The organism is Erythrobacter sp. JB1-7 (assembly GCF_057365015.1).
This window is the reverse complement of sequence record NZ_CP200291.1, coordinates 2,230,164-2,247,429: the sequence shown is the minus strand read 5'-3', so window position 1 is coordinate 2,247,429 and position 17,266 is coordinate 2,230,164. Positions and strand designations below refer to the sequence as shown.

Here is a 17,266-nt window from a genome sequence, read left to right as displayed (position 1 = left end):
GCAAGCCGGGTCAAGAGCCGCATTCTGACAAGCATTATTCATGCTGTTCGGGTTCTTGATTAAATGCCCCCGGGCTCGGCGGCACATCAAGGAAATAGCCGTTCTGTTTGTGCGTCGCGAGGATGTGCGCAAGCCCATAAGGCTCCAGTTTCGCCCTTACCCGCGCAACATGAACAGCAACGCTGTTTGTCTTTGGCTCAAATGCAATGCGCCAGACATCAGCGAGCAACTGCTTTTTGGTGAAAGCCTTGCCTGGCTCTTCTGCGAGCCTCCACAAAAGCTCAAATTCACGCGGATGAAGACCAAGCCACTTGGATTCAACCCGGCCGTCTCTGTGAACCAGATCAAGCGTCACGTCGCCTGCCTCTCGAAAACGAGGGATAAGCGTGTCGCTGTCCGGAAACATGTTATAGGCAGGTGTTGACGTCATAATTCGGCCCCTGAAAGATTAGAGCACACTGACTTGCGAGAACAATAAAATAATCGAAATACAAATATCAAACTTGAACAATATAATAGTGGAATAAACCTTCCGATATCATTGTCATTTCAGATCTGTGACCACTCATTGAACGGCCGATATAATCGATTATCATTCTTGATCCCACAAGAAGTGCATTGCTGATAAAGCCCCTATCAGCACATAAAGTTCCCCCTAACTTTCAACACTAGACGAAATTTTGTCAATAAAGGAAAGTAAATTGTAGAATAAAAATGAAAATCCCGTACATTTTTCGTGGCTTATGGAAAAAGGGGTAGGATTAAGCTGTTTTGATTTATTTTTATCCAACTCATGCGAAAGCTGCGGTGTGCAGCTGCCGAACTGAACAATAGCGAAGGTTGAGCAAGAAAGCCTTCCCTGCATATGCCCCCCAATTTCATCACCTGCTGCAAAGCTTAGGGCGTTTGGAGCTGTTAGACTTTCCCGTTCAGACCAGGAAGCATAGTATTGTTCGCCGCGCGGGCTATTTCAATCTCGCCATCAGTCGCATCAACACTAATCGCCGGCTCTGCGCCAACCGCCTTTTCAATTGAGCCAGTTAGCGCGGAAGTCAGTGTCAAAGAAGCCAAAAACAACAACGCGATCACAACAATTGCACCCAAACGCAACACAATAGCATGCTCACCATTTAAGATGCTTGGTTCGCTCTTTTCAAACCACGGGGCATTTTCGACGACAGGTAAAATACCATTTATCAGTGTTCCGCCCAGTTCCTTGCTATCACCTAAATGGCTTTCTGAGACTATTTGAACACCAGAATTGCCCTTAACTTGTTTCTGTGGGGAGGTTGTAGAAATCGAAATACGCGCATTTGTATCTGCGATTTGCATGGGAAATGCGCTAGCTGTGATATAGTGCACACTCGAAGTTTCCATTCCGCCTAGATAGAATTGCTCCAGTTTGCTGCCATCTTCGGCATCAATATCAGTCAAAGACGCGCGATAAAGCTCAACCAACTCGCCAAGACTTGCAGCGCCAAATATATCTTTGAGCGCGCGAATATGCTGATTGATCCGAGTCTCGGACACGCTCAATTCCTGAGCAATAACCTTAATCGGAACCCGGCGATCCACACGCTCCATAACGGCGCGCTGCCTGTCAGTCAGCGGTTTCGTATCTGGCGGTGGCATATTGGCCTCCTTAAACCGTGCACTCAGCATACATCCTCAACGCGCGATCTGGCAAATCGCTCCATTTTTGAGAGATGGAAAACAATTCATCAATCAAAACTAAGACTTCGGGCTGGCGGCGTTGACACCCACAGATATGAGATACCGTTTAATATTCCGCGCCGCCTGCCTCAGTCGCTGTTCGTTTTCGACCATCGCAATGCGAACAAACCCTTCGCCTTCTTCACCATAGCCAACACCCGGCGCGACCGCGACTTTCGCCTCGGTCAGCAATTGCTTTGAAAATTCAAGACTGCCCATCTCTGACAAAGCGGAGGGAAGCGGAGCCCAAGCGAACATGGAGGCGGAAGGGGCCGGGATGTCCCAACCCGCACGCCCGAACGATTCGACCATCACATCCCGGCGCTTTCGGTAAAGAACCCGGTTTTCCTCCACAATATCCTGCGGTCCGTTGAGCGCCGCGCAGGCTGCTGCCTGAATGGGAGTAAAAGCACCATAATCGAGATAGGATTTCACCCGTGTGAGTGCTGCTATCAGTTTCTTGTTTCCAACCGCAAACCCCATACGCCACCCTGCCATGGAATAGGTCTTGCTCATGCTGGTAAACTCTACGGCGACATCCTTTGCGCCTTTAACTTGCAAGATGGAGGGCGTTGGCTCCCCGTCATAATACAGTTCTGAATAGGCAAGATCGGACAATATCCAGACCTTGTTCTCGCGCGCCCAAGCGACCAGCCGCTCGTAAAAGGCCAGGTCGACTGTTTCGGCCGTGGGGTTCGAAGGATAACTCACCACCAGCACACTGGGCCGGGGCACAGTGAAATTCATCGCGCTTTCGAGCGAGCGCCAATAATCCTCGTTGGGCGTAGTTGGAACCGAGCGGATGGTGGCCCCAGCAATGATGAAACCAAATGTATGGATCGGATAGGATGGGTTGGGCGCAAGCACACAGTCGCCCGGCGCAGTAATCGCGGTGGCCAGGCTGGCGAGACCTTCCTTGGATCCCATTGTCACCACAACTTCACTTTCAGGGTCAAGATCAACCCCGAAACGGCGTTCGTAATAATTGGCCTGAGCGCGGCGCAAACCGGGAATGCCCTTGGATTGCGAATAGCCATGCGCGTCAGGCTTGGAGGCGACCTCGCACAGCTTTTCGATCACATGGGCAGGCGGCGGCTGGTCGGGATTGCCCATGCCCAAATCTATGATGTCTTCGCCGCTGGACCGCGCAGCGTGACGCATCGCATTCACTTCCGCGATCACATAGGGCGGAAGACGTTTCATGCGATAGAATTGGTCGTTCATTGCTTATCCTGGCAAAATCGCGCAATCAATGTGACAACACGCGCACCGATTATTCTAGGGCATTATTGCTGGCTGTGGGAAGGCGTTTTCGCGACAATTCCCCCGAAGGCCCCATTTTTGGGCTTTGGAACGCTGCGTCACTTGAGGGATTGTACTGGTCATGGCTTCGAAAAACACAACCGTTAACGGCCCTGCGGCCTTCCTTCAAAATGAGCAGTTCAAAGCGTTCTTTGACATGCAAGGCAATGCCATGCGGGATATGCTGTTAGGCGCCCTGCCTTCGCATGCCAAGGATGCCGCTGGGGCAGCGACGGATATCGCGCAGGCTTTGCCAAAGGATATGGCAATCGGTGATCTGGCAGAATGGGCCAAAGCCAGCGCTGAGCTGCAGAAAATGTGGCTCGAATTTATCGCGCATCAGGCATCGCAAACAGCAGCTAAGGCGCCCGATGCCGCCAATGCGCTCGATCCGGCGCAGTGGATGACCATTTCGCGCGGTATGCTTCAACAATTGCCCAAGACTATGTTTGATGCGCACACCAAACTGGCGCAGGATTCGGTGCAATTGTGGCAGGGCCTGTTCAAACAGGTCACATCCTCGCTGACACCAGGAAGCGCTGGCGACAAGGATCTGGCAGTCGAACTTCCGCAAAAAGACCGCCGTTTTTCCGATCCAGCATGGCGCGATCTGCCGGCCTTTGCGCTGCTGCATCAAACCTATCTCATGCTGGCAGAGTATTTCCAGCAATCGGTCAAATCCATCGACGGGCTCGACCCGGTCAAACGCCAGCAGCTCGAATTTGCAGTCAGCGCCCTATCCGAAGCGATGAGCCCCGGCAATTTCATCCTCACCAATCCCGTGGTGATGAAACGCACGGTTGAAACGCGCGGGCAAAATCTGGTTCGCGGCATGCAGCACCTGATCACCGATCTGAAACGCGGACAACTAACGCACACCGATCCTGACGCTTTCACTCTTGGCGAAAATCTCGCATCTACGCCGGGTAAAGTGGTGTTTGAGACAGAGCTGTATCAGCTAATCCAATACAGCCCTGCGACCAAAGATGTTTACGAAGTCCCGCTGGTGATTTTTCCTCCTTGGATCAACCGCTTCTATATCCTCGATCTTAACGCCAAAAAAAGCTTTATAAAATGGGCGGTTGATCAGGGGATCACTGTCTTTGTAGTCAGCTGGAAATCCGCTGATGAAAGCATGGCCGATGTCGTTTGGGATGACTACATTCGCGCCCAAATCGAAGCGATTGATACAGTTCGTGACCGGCTCTCTGTCCCGCATGTTCACACGATTGGTTATTGCGTCGCCGGCACGACACTGGCGGCAACGCTTGCTGTGCTGGCGCGGCGGGGCGATGCGGACAGGGTCAAAAGCGCAACGTTTTTCACCGCGCAGGTCGATTTTGAAAAGAGCGGTGATCTTAAACATTTCATCGATGAAGGCCAATTGGACATGCTCGGCAAGCTGGGCAGCAAGGGGTATATTGACGGGCGTTATCTTGCCGCGACATTCAACGCTCTTAGGGGCAAAGATCTGATCTGGAATTATGTCGTCAACAATTACCTTTTGGGCGAAGATTACCCTGCCTTTGATCTGCTGCACTGGAACGGCGATGTCACCAATTTGCCCTCCAAATGGCACAATGATTATCTGTGCGATCTGTACCGCGACAACAAATTGGTTGTCCCCGATGCTTTGGAAGCGGATGGCACGCCGATTGATTTGACGCAGGTCACAACGCCCACTTTTGTGCAGGCCGGGCGCGAGGATCATATTGCCCCTGCGGAAAGCGTTTGGCGCATCACTGAACATTTCAAAGGGCCGCTGGAATTTCTGCTGGCCGGCTCGGGTCACATTGCAGGCGTGGTCAATCCGCCGGCGGCGGGCAAATACCAATATTGGTTGGGCGATACCAAGGCTCCATCTCTCGGCGCATTTATCGAAAGCGCACAGGAACATCCGGGCAGTTGGTGGCCGCATTGGCTTCAATGGCTGGACAAACAAGCGCCTGAAAAAGTCCCCGCGACAGGCAAACGCAAGCCCGGCGGGCGCGGAGATAAAGTGATCGAGGATGCGCCGGGCCGTTATGTAAAGACGCGATAAGTCGATGAAACACCTTCTTAAGCGGGCGTAGGAAGATTGGTGAATCTCTCATCTGATCGCTGACTTTTCAGTGACTTACCTGCTTATTGTGCAGTGCACAAAAAATCCTTGACTTCGCAGTTGCAATCACTATTTTGTGCAGTGCAACATTAAGCGAGGATGACATGGCAGACGCCAACACCAAATCGAAAATCGACACAGCGGCTGAGAAGGCATATGCCGACGCTGCGTCCAAGACACCAACTGCAAGCGCCGCGAAAGTGGCTGCGGCTGTTGATGCTGACGCGCCCAAGCCCGCACCGAAAGTAGCAGCCGTGAAGAAAGCGGTGGCAGCCCCGGCGAAGAAAGCGGCTCCTGCCCGTAAAACCGCCGCCCGCAAGCCGGCTACAGCAAAAACCACTGCTCGCAAAACCACTGCGAAAAAAGCACCGGCCAAAAGGGTCGCGGCGAAAACCGCAGCCGTGAAGAAAACGGCCGCGAAAAAAGCGCCTGCGAAAAAAGTCGCAGCGACCAAGAAAGCCGCCACAAAATCTTCGGCGAAAACCGCGCCGACCAATCCCGTTATCAAACTGAAGGATACCATTATGGCAACTGCCGAAAAAACCGACATCACTGCGCAAGCCAAAGACATGGCTGCAGACGTTCAGGACCGCATGAAAGGCGCCTATGCCAAAGCGGGTGAATTCGCTTCGGAAGCTGGCGATTTCAACAAAGCCAATCTGGAAGCAGTCGTTGAAAGCGGCAAAATCTTCTTCAACGGCGCGCAGGAACTGGTTCGCGACAATGTCGAAACCGGCAAAACCGTCGTCGACACCGTGACTGCTGACGCCAAGAAAATGGCTTCTGTCAAATCCCCGACCGAACTGGTTCAGCTTCAGGGCGAGCTTGCACGCCGCAACTTTGATGCTGTTGTTTCGTTCGGTTCGCAGCGCACCGAAGCTTGGGTGAAGCTTTACAACGAAGCGTTCGCGCCGATTTCAAACCGCGTTAGCGTGGCTGCCGAGAAAATCTCGAAAGCTGCCTAAGCGCTTGCAAAGTTTCTAAACCGGGCCTCTCCTCTCTCTCCCAAACCCGGTTTACGAAAACGCGCCAGAGCGCGCGAGGGCCGGACAGACCTATGCGGTTTGTCCGGCCTTTTTGTGTGCCCGTATCGACACCTTGTTAAGCCCGATGCCATTATCAAACGCAGCGGACCTTGCGAACAGCGCAGCTAATCCCATAATGGACCCAAGCATGAATCACTCCGCTTTGCCTCTTTTGCCTGTCGCGGCACCCGATATGCTGAATTCGGCGCCTCATCTGCGGGCGAGAACCGCATTTGATGGCGCAATGATGGCAGGCGATAATGATGATGCGGACAAAAGCGGCGATGATGGCTCTGACAGCGAAGTGGGGATCGCCACAAAGACCCGCACAAAGCCGAAAAAGCCCAGCCAGTACAAAGTGCTGCTGCTGAACGATGATTACACGCCGATGGAATTCGTGGTCATGGTGCTCAAACGCTTTTTCAGCATGGATCTGGAACAGGCCACCCGCGTGATGCTGCATGTGCATCAAAAGGGCGTCGGTGTGTGCGGCATATTCCCATATGAAGTGGCTGAAACCAAAGTGAACCAGGTGATGGATTTCGCGCGCAAGAACCAGCATCCGCTGCAATGCACGCTTGAAAAGGCGTGAGCCTGTTTGGCGGCCATCCTAGGCCAGACCCGGCGGGTCCGGGGCAGGAAAGCGTCTGGGACTACCCTCGCCCCGCCATTTGCGAACCAACCGGCAGGCATATTCAAATTGTGCATTGCGGCGTAGAACTGGTGGATACCACCTCAGCTTACCGAACGCTGGAAACCAGCCATCCGCCCACCTATTACATTCCGCGCAGCGACATCGCGATGGATCACCTCGTCCCCAATGCGCGCCGCACCTTGTGCGAGTGGAAAGGCCAGGCGAATTATTTCGATCTCGTGATCGGCGAGACGCGGTTGGAGGCTATCGCATGGACCTATCCCAAGCCCACAACAGCCTTTGCGCCCATTCGTGACTTTTTGGCATTCTATCCCGACCCGCTGGATCAGTGCATGGTCGACGGCGAGGTCATCACCCCGCAACCGGGCCAGTTTTACGGCGGCTGGATCAGCCAATACGAAGCCGGACCATTTAAGGGCGTACCGGGCAGCCGGTTCTGGTGATTGAATTGGGCGAAGCGATGGTGCCCAAAAACTCGGAAAAACGGACATTCCGCTTACGACCCAATTGTGGTCATAGCCTCTTTACTCCATAGAGAGCAGAGGGAGGCGTTATGGGTTGGATGGCATGGTTCGGCAAAAAGCCGATTGCTGAAGAGGATCAACAAGAGCTCAATGTTGAAACCGAGTTGGTTTCAATGGCTGAAAATCTCGAGCTTGCCGGTCTTTTCATTGAGATATCCCCTCTAGACGTTTTGCGAGCTCTTGAAGGTTGGCGTTGGCTGCCTCTTTCGGGCCTCACTGTGATTTCAGTATCGGCTTTCGGTGAGGTTTTCTTCCGTGACGATGTTGGAGCAATCCACCAAATTGATACTATCGACGGCAAGCTCTCAAGGATCGCAAGCTCCTTTGATGAACTGACAGCACGTCTACAAGACGATGAAGTTAGAGATGGCCTCCTGTTTGAAGGGCTAGTGATTGGAGCACGCAACCGAGGACTCACCTTGCAAGAGGGCGAATGTTACGACTTCAGAGTTGCTCCAGTTCTTGGTGGAGCGATGAACGCCGACGAACTTGAGAAGCTTTCGTTTGTCGTAAAGCTACACATTGCCGGGCAACTCCATGAGCAAGTTAAAGAACTTCCGCCGGGAACTCCAATTGGCGAAATCACGATCTCATAACAATGTCCGGTAACACCCCCATTCCTGCCATTGCCATGCCAAATGGACAACCCGGACGCAGTCATTTGAAATGAGCGCGCCTCTTCCCTTTTCAGGGCATGACGAGACGTTCATTTCGCGCTAGGGAAATCGCGACAAGGCCCCGAGCCATCAAAACCAACGAGTAGCCGCCCCAGTGTCCAACGCTGTATCCTCCCCCATCACCAGTCTCGACCGGTATATTTTCCGGCTCGTGATTTTTCCGATGCTGGGTATTTTTGCGCTGGCGGCGTCGCTGCTGCTGCTGGATAAAATGCTGCGATTGTTCGATTTTGTCGCGGTTGAAGGCGGTCCTGTTGGCGTTGTGTTCAAAATGCTGGGCGCGCTTATTCCGGAATATGCCAGCCTTGCCATCCCGCTGGGCCTGCTGCTGGGCATTTTGTTCGCGTTTCGCAAACTTGCCATTTCCAGCGAGCTTGACGTGATGCGCGCGGTGGGGCTGTCCTATTGGCGGCTGCTGCGTGTGCCTTATGCAATCACCTTGGTGCTTGTCGCGGTGAATGTGGCGCTGGTGTTTTACATCCAACCGGTCAGCCGGTATTACTACGAACAGATGGAATATGAACTGCGATCAGGCGCGCTGGGCGCGTCGATCAAGGTGGGAGAGTTTACCACGCTGGCAGACCGCATGGCGCTGCGGATTGAAGCAAGCGAGGATGATGGTCAGCGTTTGCAAGGGATCTTTGCCCGCGTGTCCAATTCCAAAGGTCAGGTTCTATCGATCAGCGCGCGCGAGGGGTCTTTCTTGGCCACCAGTGACAATCCCGATACGATCATTCTGCGCCTGTCTGAAGGGACAATTGTGCAGGATACAGGCAGCAAGACCCCGCGTGTCCTATCCTTCAGCCGACATGATCTGCCGATTGACCTGCCCGCCATCGAAGAATTCAGAGCACGCGGAGATGAAACGCGCGAATACATCCTGCCCGAATTGCTGCGAATAGGATGGAACGAGGCGCGCAGCGAACAAGAGCGCGACGCCAGCCAGGCAACGTTCAATTTCCGCATGGTCGAAGTGGTGATGATGATGCTGATGCCGCTTTTGGCTGTCGCGCTCGCCATCCCGCCCAAACGATCCACCAGCGCGCTGGGCGTGTTCGCTTCGATTGTGATGGTGGTGTCCTATCACAAGATCAATCAATATGGAGAAGACATCGCCTCGCTTGGGCGGATCGATCCGATTGTGGCATTATGGGGGCCGTTTGTTATCTTTGCCGCGCTGATTTTATGGATGTTTTACCGGGTCGCATATGTGCCGGGCGCGCAGCCCTTGGGCGCGCTGGAACGGGTATTTGGCAAAATCACCAAGCCAATTGCCGCACTATTTTCGCGCCAACCGCCGAAACCTGCCGTTGATGCCGTATCTGACCATTCCCAGATGGCACCGGCGGAATAAAGCGCAGCACGGTCCATGCAGCTTGATTTCTTCCCCTCGCGCACTTTGACGCTTTACCTGGCAAAGATGTTCGTCATCCGCATTCTGGCTGTGCTGGTGATGCTGGTGCTGGTTCTGCTGGCGCTCGATCTGCTGGGCAATACCGGCGATATCCTTGCGCCCGAAGGCAATGGCCAGGCGGAAATCCTCAAATATGCCAGCCTGCGTGCACCGCAGCTTGTGTCGCGCTTTCTGCCTTATTCGGTGCTGCTGGCGACGCTGATTACGCTCGTGACATTGAACCAGAACAGCGAAGTTGTCGCGATGAAAGCCGCCGGGTTGTCCGCGCATCAGGTGCTTTCGCCGCTGCTTTTAACGGCTGCATTGATCGCGGTGTTGAGTTTCGCTTTTAACGAACGCGTGGTCACCAGAGCCAATGCGACGCTAAAAGTGTGGGACGCGGCTGATTATGGCCCGATCCCCGAAGAAACGGGCACACGCGCGAACATATACCTTACAGATGGGACCAATATTCTGGCCGCCGCAACGCTGAGCGGAACAGGCGAGCAGATCAAGCTTAACCAGGTCACCTGGTATGCCCGAATGCCCGGCGGCATCATTCGCGAACAGGTGCGCGCTCAAACCGCGACCTATGCAGCGCCCGGTTGGCGGTTGACAGGTCCGGTGCGCTTTGATGTTGCCAGCGCCGAAACGCAAGAATTGGATGATCTGGTCGTGGGAGAAATGCTCACGCCTGATCAGATTGATCTGCAATCGATTGATCCCGATGCGCAGGGGTTCTTTGAATTGGGCGAGACGATTGATGCGTTCGAGGCCGTCGGGCGGCGCACATCGGAAATGCGCGCCAAATGGTGGCACCGGATTTCAGGGCCTTTATCGGCATTTTTGATGCCATTGCTGGGATCAATTGCGGCGTTCGGCCTTGCCCGATCGGGCCAGCTGTTTGTCCGCGCGATTATTGGCATGGCGCTGGGCTTTGCCTATTTCGTGGTCGATAATGCGGCGCTCGCCATGGGCAGCTTTGGGGGATATCCGCCATTTCTGGCCGCATGGGCGCCGTTCCTGCTGTTCTTTCTGGTGGGCGAAACCGTGCTTATCAGGACCGAGGAATGACGCAGTGGTCCTTGCGGCTTGCGCGGCCTGATGATGCCGATGCCATGCCCGCAATAGAACGCGCCGCCGCCAGCCTGTTTGCTGGCGATCCCGATCTTGGCGCGCTTGATCCCAATGACACATGGACGCCCGATGAGCTGCGCAAACTGATCGTAAAAGGGCATTGCCTCGCCGCGCATGTAGGCGATCAGATGGCAGGGTTTTTGGTGAGCCAGCCATTCCGGCGTGAGCTGCATGTCTGGGAAATGGATGTCCATCCGCAATTCCAGCGCCGCGGCATTGGCGCAGGCCTGATGCGCGCCTGTATGATTGATGCACGCAATTCAGGGTTCAAAGCCGTCACCCTAACAACCTTTCGCGATCTGGAGTGGAATGCGCCGTTTTATAAAAGGCTGGGCTTTGAAGAAGTGACAGCGCTGGATGCACACCCCCGGCTTGCAGGGGAATTGGCGAATGAGGTGGATGATGGCCTGCCCGCCCATCGCCGCTGCGCGATGATCCGGTTCCTGGACTAAGCGGGCGGCGTGCCGGCGCCCATCGTGCTTTTCGCAATCCGGCCCACAAGGTTCACTAGGCCGGGATGGTTTGCCCCGTCATAAGTTGACCCAGCGCCCAGCGCCTCTTTCAATCGCCGATGCGCCTCAGGCAAATCGTGATAGGGCATGGACGGCATCAGGTGATGCAGCGCGTGATAGCGCAGCCCTACAGGCGCCCAAATTTCCGCCACAGGTCCGGGCGGCGGCACGTTGACGCTGTCCAAAAATTGGGCAGTCACTGTCATCGGTTCCCCTTCGTTTTCCCACAAATGCGCAACCAGTGTGCGCAATTGGTTGAGAACAGCGGTGGCGGAGAAGATGGCCAAAGCGATGGCCAAGGGTTCCCACCCGATCACCAGCGGGCTGGCCAGCACAGCAATTGCCCAAGTACTCGCCGCCGCTTCCTGCCAGCGCACTCTTTTGGCAAAATCGCCCGTTGGCGGCTTGCGGCGAAATTCCGGATTGATCGAGAGCGCAGAAAAACGCTCCCACGTGAATGTGCGCACGGCCGGGATCACCAATCCAACCGGCACCAGCACGGCGTATCGCACAATCAGCGCCACCGGCGCGAGCAGCGCGACCAGCACAAACAGCGGCAGGCTCCACGGTTTCATCAAAGCCAGCGGCAGATATTCAGGATCTTCAATCGTGCCGTACTGCGTGCGTTTGTGATGGATGGTGTGCACGCCTTCATACATGAAACTGGGCGTCAGCATCGGAATGCCGACCAGCGCATTCCACGCTGTGCGAAAACCGGGCAGCGCATCGCGGTGGATATGGGTGAGCTCATGGATGAACATCAGCGCGCGATACAGCGCCAAAAATGCGATCACCCCGGCGGCAACCGACACCGCAATGTTTCCTGACAAAATCGCGGTCGCAATCCCGGTATAGCCAATGCCAGCCGAAATCAGCATGTCAGGCCAGTAATAGGCCCCGCGCGCTTCGCCCAGATCCTTGGTCAGATCGCGCGCGGCGCGCAGCATGTCCTTGTCATCGCGTGTCTGAAAATCAGCACGCTTGGCCCGGGGCAGATCGCGGGCCATGATAGCAGGGTCAGAGACGGGTTCGTGCATGTTCATAATAGCGGTTCGTTTCGGGGGCTTTACTGCAATTTCAGCGCAATCACCAAATTCCTTATGTTGGCAAGAGTGATCGAGTGGCTTGCGTGTCCGGCGTGAGCAGGACAGACACGCATCTATCACTATCAATACGAGGCGAGTGGTTTGGAAGACGCGCACATAAGAATTGAGCCAGTTGAGGGCAAGGCTGGCCGCGCCCGATTTGTCGATGTGGGCCGCGCCTTTGCCGCGAAAGTGCCGCATTCCGTCCCGCAATTGCGCAGCGAACAGCTTGAATTGGTGGACCCATCCAAAAACCCTCTTTTCGGCCATGCCAAGGCGCAATTGTTTATCGCCATGCGCGGCGGAGAGGCGGTGGGGCGCATATCGGCACAAATCGATGAACTCGCGCTGACAATGCCTGCAGACAAAGGGTTTGGCCCCGGCACAGGCATGTTCGGATATTTCGATGCGGCGAACGAAGCGATTGGCGTTAAGCTGATGGAAGCGGCAGAAAACTGGCTGCGCGCGCAGGGCATGACTCGCGCATTGGGGCCGATAAGCATGGCCATGTGGGAAGAGCCGGGCCTTCTGGTCAAAGGTCACGATCATCCCCCGATGATTATGATGGGACACCACCCCGCGCATTACGAAGGGTGGATTACAAGCAACGGATATGCGCCTGTCCAAACGCTTTACACCTATGATCTGGATATCACGGGCGATTTTTCCCCGCTGATCCAGCGGATCGTGAAATCAGGCCACCGCAATGACCGCATCACCATCCGCCGGGTCGATAAATCGCAATGGGACAGGGATGCAGGGATAGTGCTCGACATCCTCAACGATGCCTGGTCGGATAATTGGGGTTTTGTCCCATTTACGCCCGAAGAAGTGGCCTATGCGGGCAAGAAACTGAAACCCATCATCAAGGAAGAGCTTAACATGATCGCCGAGGTGGATGGCCGCCCGGTGGCTTTTATGCTGACCTTTCCCGACATCAATGACGCGCTGAACCGCATCAATGGCAAGCTGTTCCCGCTGGGCTGGTTCCACATGCTGCGCTGGCTGCGCCGTCCGATGAACGCCGGGATGCGAGTGCCTTTGATGGGAGTGCTGAAGGAATTTCAGAACTCGCGCATGGCCGGCCAGCTTGCCTTTATGATGATCGATGCCATCCGCGTTCAGGCGCATGGCAAATACGGCTCAACGCGCGGAGAGCTTGGCTGGGTGCTCAAAGACAATCAGGGTATGCTGGCGATTGCCGATACGATCAACAGCACTGTAAATCGCGAATATGTGATCTACGAAAAACAGCTCGGTTGAGTGTTCGGGTAGGGCGCGAAATACCAAAAAAGGCCTCCACTCGGCGGAGTGAAGGCCTTTCGGGATCGTATCACCAGCCGCTTGGACGGGAGGGGGGTCTCGGCGGTGATATTGTCTAAATGCACGGCAAAAAAAGGGGTTCCCGCCTGACGAAATTTTTTTCTTAAACCTATCGAAATCGGATGAAATTTGCGTCTGCCGCTTGTTTTGCTCGGGTTTGGAGCTAACTGATTGCCAAGGGCGCACGAGCCCTGGATGTGTGCGCCATTCTTAGGAGAGACCCCATGTCGCTTGGTCAGCAAATCGCCACCAACCTTCCCTTTCTTCGGCGATATGCCCGCGCCCTTACCGGCTCACAAAGCACAGGCGATGCATTCGTACAGGCCACACTCGAAGCGGCCTTGGCTGATAGTGATCTGAAGGCTTCTCTCGATGGTGGACGGATCCCGCTCTATGCCGCGTTCAACAAGGTCTGGTCGAGCGCCTATCTCGATGTGCCTGACAAAGGCGATATTGCAAGCGAACACGAAGCGAGCGCGCAAAACCGGCTCGGCGCGATCACTCCGCTCAACCGGCAGGCGCTGTTGCTGACGACGTTGGAAGATTTCTCGCCAGCGCAGGCCGCGCTGATCATGGATGTGTCGCCTGAACAGGTCGAAGCTTTGGTTGCCGAAGCTGTCGGCGAAATTGACCGCGAACAATCCACCAGCGTTCTGATTATCGAGGACGAGCCGCTGATTTCCATGCAGCTTGAAGATCTGGTTTCCTCGCTTGGCCATGAAGTGTTCGGCACGGCGGCCACCCGCACGCAAGCGGTTGAGCTGTTGGGCGATAAAACTCCCGGACTGGTTCTGGCTGACATTCAATTGGCCGATGGGTCGTCCGGGCTGGATGCCGTGGATGATATTCTCGCGATCACCGATGTGCCGATCATCTTCATCACCGCCTATCCCGAACGCCTGCTGACAGGCGACCGGCCTGAACCGACCTATCTGGTGACCAAGCCGTTCGAGGAAAAAACCGTGCGCGCAGCTATCAGTCAGTCGCTGTTTTTCCGATCTAGCAAGCCGCTCGCGTAAAAGTCAGCTTTCATCACGGATTTTGAACGCGCCGCGTTCGCGCACAGGCACGCGCATGAAACAGCGCACGCCTTCGGGCTCAAATCTGAGATCGACAGGGTTTTTCAATTCGTGTGCGATGATCTTTTCGATCAATTCGGTGCCAAAACCGCGCTCGCGCTCCCGTGCAACAGGCGGGCCGCCGCGTTCGCACCATTCCACTTCTGCCAAATCACCAGCCACCAGCCACCACGACACGCTGACTTTGCCTTCCGCAACGCTCAGCGCACCATATTTGGCGGCATTGGTGGCCAGTTCATGGATTGCCAGGCCAAAGGATAACGCATCATTCGGGGCCAGTTCCACGTCCGGCCCGGACACCTCAACATTGTGATAGCCGGTGGCAATAAACTGCCTGAGCTCTGCATCGACCACCGCTTCTATCGGCGTGGTTCCCCAATCGGTGCCGGTGAGCAGATCGTGAGTGGCAGACAGCGCGCGGATGCGGCCTTCAAAACTGTGCGTGAACTCATCAAGATCGCTTGCGCGCCGGCGCGTCAGCGACAGGATCGACAGGACATTGGCCAGCGTGTTCTTGACCCGGTGATTAAGCTCACGCGTCAATGTGTTGCGGATCGAGTTTTGCTCTTCAAAAAAGGCCAGACGTGATTGGTCTTCATAGGCCTGCTGGGTCAGCAGCCTGGCAAGCAGCATCAGCAGCCCCGCCATGGACAGCCCGAACACCAGAGTTAGCATCGATAAAGGCGCAAGCGTTGAGGAATGCTTGGATTCGATCACCAATTGCATTTCGCGATTAGCAAAGGAAACGGGGATTTGCACTCGGTCGGCCCCCACCCCTTCCAGTGACCGCGCGACGAGAAGGTGAGCCGTGCCCCTGCCGCCATCATACAGACGAACGCCGTATTGGTCAGGCTCTCCCCGCTGGATCGCGGCATCCAGAAAACGCCCCGCGTCAAAAGGAGTGAAGACAAAACCTGCAAGGGTAATCTCGTTATTGGGCGTTGCGGGATCTTTCCTGAACACAGGCATGAAGATCACAAAACCCGGCGCTTCGCCAGCATCCGATTGCGCCAGATCGATGCGGCCTGATGCGGTGGGCAAGGCTGTGCCGAACGCTTCTTCCATCGCTTGGAAGCGGACGGGATCGGAATACATATCAAATCCCAGCTTTTCGCGATTGGCAGCTGAATTGGGCGAAAAAAATGTGATCGGCGCAAGCCCCACTTCGTCCGCATAAAGCAGCCGGGATCGCACCCCTTTGAAATCGGGCTGTTGCTGGCGCACGCGCTGTTCAAAATCGGCAATTTCATCAGGCGCGATCACTTCGGCCCACCCAATGCCTTCGGCTCCGCGATAAGTCATATCTAGCCGCAATTCGGTCACAAATTGAAGAAAGTCCTGCGGGGTAAGATCGTCGCGCGCAGAAAGCAGCGCCGCGCCTGCGCGCAGATAGGCCGAGAAACTCGATCCCCTGCGTTCCAGAGCAGAACCAATGGTTTGCGCATAAGCGTCAAGCTGCGCCTTGTCGCGCGCGCGCGCATTGCTTTCGACCGCAAAAACGCTGAGCGCGGTGATCGCACAAACCGCAAGGAAAATGGCCAATGGGATGGCGCGCGGATACCCGATCAGCCAGCGGCGTGCGCGGCTGATTGAGCCAGCTGCCGTCTGTGGCGCGGCTTCACTGGCTCCTTCCAATATAGCAGTGTGTGTTAGTCCGCCCATTTGGGTCTCTTGATTTTGATCCCACAACTCAATTCAATTTGCTCAATTCAATTTGAATGTGACCACGGAACCAAAAACGCACAGCTTCGTTCCCAAAGAGTAGCAATAATCGCCGAGAAAATCTGCGCCGCAGAAATAGCTTTGTGCGTTCCCAATTCATGGTAACTCGGCGCAAAACCTGAACTAAGTTAGAAAACACCTATGCGGTCCGACAAGCAATCTTCAACGCACTCGAAAAGCGCGCCCGCGCGATCGGAAAAATCGCGCGATCCGGAATGGGCTGCGGGATTGAAGCAATTATACGATTCCGTGGTCGATGAAGAATTGCCTGATACGTTCAAGGATTTGCTCGCAGAACTCGACAGTCAACCGTCCGATGATGGCGCAGGTTCCAGCAATGGTTCTGCCCGGTGAGCAATGCCGCCGATAGCGCTGAAAAACCCGCGCCCAAACCCAAGCCGAAACGCACTGCGAGCGAAAAGGCCGACTTCAAACGCGAGTTGACCGAGGTTGTCCCGCATCTACGCGCCTTTGCCCGCGGCCTGTGCGGCCGCCCGGATATGGCCGATGATCTGGTGCAGGAAGCTTTGCTCAAAGCATGGGCCGCGCAAGACCGTTTCGAACCAGGCACATCCATGCGCGCCTGGACGTTTGTGATCCTGCGCAATGCATACCTTACCGATATGCGCCGCAATCGGTTTCGCGGCGAATATGATGAAGGCGTGGCTGAACGCATTTTGACAGCACCGGCTGGCCAGGAAGAACCTCTTCATTTGTCCGATATGCACCGCGCATTGTTAACTCTGCCGCCCGAACGGCGTGAGGCGTTGCTGCTGGTGGGCGCAGGCGGTTTTTCTTATGAGGAAGCTGCCAAAATCTGCGATTGCGCGGTCGGCACGATTAAAAGCCGGGTGGGCCGCGCCCGCGCCACGCTCAATTCCATGCTAGCAGATGGCGATATCCCGCAGCGATCAACCAAGGATGCGACGGCTCACCGCGCGATCCTTGAAGAACTGGACAATGTCGCAGCGGGCGGCGGTCAGACCCCGGTAAAGTAACCTCTGGCGCGGCATCGCCG

18 protein-coding genes are annotated in these 17,266 nt (G+C 55.3%); 12 read left to right on the top strand and 6 right to left on the bottom strand.

Going from position 1 to position 17,266, the window contains the following annotated elements:
• Positions 1 to 34: 34 nt before the first annotated feature.
• The 3 genes from AC0V6W_RS10985 to AC0V6W_RS10975 form a co-directional block, all read right to left on the bottom strand.
• Entirely contained in the window at positions 35 to 430 is a 396-nt protein-coding gene (locus AC0V6W_RS10985; RefSeq protein WP_486149945.1) for a winged helix-turn-helix domain-containing protein, read from the bottom strand.
• Between the two features lie 485 nt (positions 431 to 915).
• The gene (locus AC0V6W_RS10980; RefSeq protein ID WP_486149943.1) at positions 916 to 1,632 is read right to left on the bottom strand and encodes a helix-turn-helix transcriptional regulator; all 717 of its coding nucleotides are present in this window, start codon (positions 1,630 to 1,632) and stop codon (positions 916 to 918) included.
• Positions 1,633 to 1,731: 99 nt separating this feature from the next.
• Positions 1,732 to 2,937 carry an LL-diaminopimelate aminotransferase gene (locus AC0V6W_RS10975; protein ID WP_486149941.1) on the bottom strand — a complete coding sequence of 402 codons (1,206 nt, stop codon included), beginning with the start codon at positions 2,935 to 2,937 and terminating at the stop codon, positions 1,732 to 1,734.
• A gap of 160 nt (positions 2,938 to 3,097) precedes the next feature.
• Between AC0V6W_RS10975 and AC0V6W_RS10970 the strand changes: the two genes are divergently transcribed.
• Positions 3,098 to 5,056, top strand: a complete 1,959-nt coding sequence (locus tag AC0V6W_RS10970) for a PHA/PHB synthase family protein (protein ID WP_486149939.1) — start codon at positions 3,098 to 3,100, stop codon at positions 5,054 to 5,056.
• 67 nt (positions 5,057 to 5,123) lie between these two features.
• On the opposite strand, the gene AC0V6W_RS10965 is transcribed toward AC0V6W_RS10970, so the two are convergent.
• Complete coding sequence (locus AC0V6W_RS10965; protein WP_486149937.1) at positions 5,124 to 5,639, bottom strand: hypothetical protein; 516 nt, start codon at positions 5,637 to 5,639, stop codon at positions 5,124 to 5,126.
• 1 nt (position 5,640) lies between these two features.
• Between AC0V6W_RS10965 and AC0V6W_RS10960 the strand changes: the two genes are divergently transcribed.
• The 7 genes from AC0V6W_RS10960 to AC0V6W_RS10930 all read left to right on the top strand — a co-directional run bounded on the left by AC0V6W_RS10960 (position 5,641) and on the right by AC0V6W_RS10930 (position 10,979).
• Positions 5,641 to 6,081: a phasin family protein gene (locus AC0V6W_RS10960; RefSeq protein ID WP_486149935.1), complete on the top strand. Its 441-nt coding sequence runs from the start codon at positions 5,641 to 5,643 to the stop codon at positions 6,079 to 6,081.
• Positions 6,082 to 6,385: 304 nt separating this feature from the next.
• Positions 6,386 to 6,733, top strand: a complete 348-nt coding sequence (gene clpS, locus AC0V6W_RS10955; protein WP_486151579.1) for an ATP-dependent Clp protease adapter ClpS — start codon at positions 6,386 to 6,388, stop codon at positions 6,731 to 6,733.
• Positions 6,730 to 7,239, top strand: coding sequence for a DUF427 domain-containing protein (locus AC0V6W_RS10950; protein WP_486149933.1), 510 nt, complete (start codon positions 6,730 to 6,732; stop codon positions 7,237 to 7,239). The genes clpS and AC0V6W_RS10950 overlap by 4 nt, the downstream gene beginning before the upstream one ends.
• A 110-nt stretch (positions 7,240 to 7,349) precedes the next feature.
• A complete protein-coding gene (locus AC0V6W_RS10945) occupies positions 7,350 to 7,916 on the top strand; it encodes a T6SS immunity protein Tdi1 domain-containing protein (RefSeq protein ID WP_486149931.1) in 567 nt (188 codons plus the stop codon).
• Positions 7,917 to 8,160: 244 nt separating this feature from the next.
• Positions 8,161 to 9,351, top strand: coding sequence for an LptF/LptG family permease (locus AC0V6W_RS10940; protein ID WP_486151577.1), 1,191 nt, complete (start codon positions 8,161 to 8,163; stop codon positions 9,349 to 9,351).
• A gap of 15 nt (positions 9,352 to 9,366) precedes the next feature.
• On the top strand, positions 9,367 to 10,464 hold the full coding sequence (gene lptG, locus AC0V6W_RS10935) for an LPS export ABC transporter permease LptG (RefSeq protein ID WP_486149929.1): 1,098 nt from the start codon (positions 9,367 to 9,369) through the stop codon (positions 10,462 to 10,464).
• Entirely contained in the window at positions 10,461 to 10,979 is a 519-nt protein-coding gene (locus AC0V6W_RS10930; RefSeq protein ID WP_486149927.1) for a GNAT family N-acetyltransferase, read from the top strand. The genes lptG and AC0V6W_RS10930 overlap by 4 nt, the downstream gene beginning before the upstream one ends.
• Here AC0V6W_RS10930 and AC0V6W_RS10925 read toward each other — a convergent pair.
• Positions 10,976 to 12,076, bottom strand: a complete 1,101-nt coding sequence (locus tag AC0V6W_RS10925) for a fatty acid desaturase family protein (protein ID WP_486149925.1) — start codon at positions 12,074 to 12,076, stop codon at positions 10,976 to 10,978. The genes AC0V6W_RS10930 and AC0V6W_RS10925 overlap by 4 nt on opposite strands.
• Before the next feature lie 150 nt (positions 12,077 to 12,226).
• Here AC0V6W_RS10925 and AC0V6W_RS10920 point away from each other — a divergent pair, with 150 nt between their 5' ends.
• Together AC0V6W_RS10920 and AC0V6W_RS10915 are read left to right on the top strand one after the other, a co-directional pair.
• The gene (locus AC0V6W_RS10920; RefSeq protein ID WP_486149923.1) at positions 12,227 to 13,387 is read left to right on the top strand and encodes an N-acetyltransferase; all 1,161 of its coding nucleotides are present in this window, start codon (positions 12,227 to 12,229) and stop codon (positions 13,385 to 13,387) included.
• Positions 13,388 to 13,671: 284 nt separating this feature from the next.
• Positions 13,672 to 14,466: a response regulator gene (locus AC0V6W_RS10915; RefSeq protein ID WP_486149921.1), complete on the top strand. Its 795-nt coding sequence runs from the start codon at positions 13,672 to 13,674 to the stop codon at positions 14,464 to 14,466.
• A 3-nt stretch (positions 14,467 to 14,469) separates the two neighbouring features.
• On the opposite strand, the gene AC0V6W_RS10910 is transcribed toward AC0V6W_RS10915, so the two are convergent.
• A complete protein-coding gene (locus AC0V6W_RS10910; protein WP_486149919.1) occupies positions 14,470 to 16,188 on the bottom strand; it encodes a CHASE domain-containing protein in 1,719 nt (572 codons plus the stop codon).
• A 201-nt stretch (positions 16,189 to 16,389) separates the two neighbouring features.
• Here AC0V6W_RS10910 and AC0V6W_RS10905 point away from each other — a divergent pair, with 201 nt between their 5' ends.
• On the top strand, positions 16,390 to 16,602 hold the full coding sequence (locus tag AC0V6W_RS10905) for a NepR family anti-sigma factor (RefSeq protein WP_486149917.1): 213 nt from the start codon (positions 16,390 to 16,392) through the stop codon (positions 16,600 to 16,602).
• 86 nt (positions 16,603 to 16,688) lie between these two features.
• Positions 16,689 to 17,246: a sigma-70 family RNA polymerase sigma factor gene (locus AC0V6W_RS10900; protein WP_486151575.1), complete on the top strand. Its 558-nt coding sequence runs from the start codon at positions 16,689 to 16,691 to the stop codon at positions 17,244 to 17,246.
• The last annotated feature ends 20 nt before the right edge of the window (positions 17,247 to 17,266 follow it).